Annotated in this window: 1 pseudogene; it reads left to right on the top strand. The window is 69.1% G+C overall.

Annotated features, from left to right (window positions below):
* Positions 1–34: 34 nt before the first annotated feature.
* A pseudogene (locus tag ITJ55_RS15825) lies at positions 35–540 on the top strand (C4-dicarboxylate ABC transporter); the annotation flags it as partial.

The following is a 540-nucleotide window of genomic DNA, read 5'->3' as shown; positions in this document are numbered from 1 at the left end:
ATCGGCAGCCGGACGCACGTACGAAGATCGAGGCATGCCTGCCGCGATCACACCGACTGTCGCCCCTCCCCGCACGCACGGTCTGTTCCGCCAGCTCGAGCACCGCGGGCAGATCGTGTCGAACCTGACCCCGAACTGGTTCGCGTCGATCATGGGGACCGGCATCGTCGCCAACGCCGCGGCGACCCTGCCGTTGCAGTTCCCGGGGCTGCGCCCTGCCGCGACCATCGTCTGGGCACTGGCCAGCGTGTTGTTGGTCGCTCTCAGCACGGCGACCGTCATGCACTGGGTGCGTTACCGAGCCACCGCGCGGGGGCATCGACTCAATCCGGTGATGGCGCACTTCTACGGGGCACCGCCCATGGCGCTGCTGACCGTCGGCGCGGGCACCCTGCTCTTGGGCAGAGACGTCCTCGGTACGCCCCTGGCGGTCGGCATCGACTGGGTGTTGTGGACCATCGGTACGGTGCTCGGCCTCGTCAGCGCGATCGCGGTCCCGTACCTGACGTTCACCCGGCACGACACGGCCCCCGACAGTGC

The sequence above is a fragment of the Frigoribacterium sp. VKM Ac-1396 genome (assembly GCF_015350895.1).
Classification (GTDB): Bacteria; Actinomycetota; Actinomycetes; order Actinomycetales; family Microbacteriaceae; genus Frigoribacterium.
Note: the sequence above shows the minus strand (reverse complement) of the source record. Positions and strands in the feature narration are given on the sequence as shown.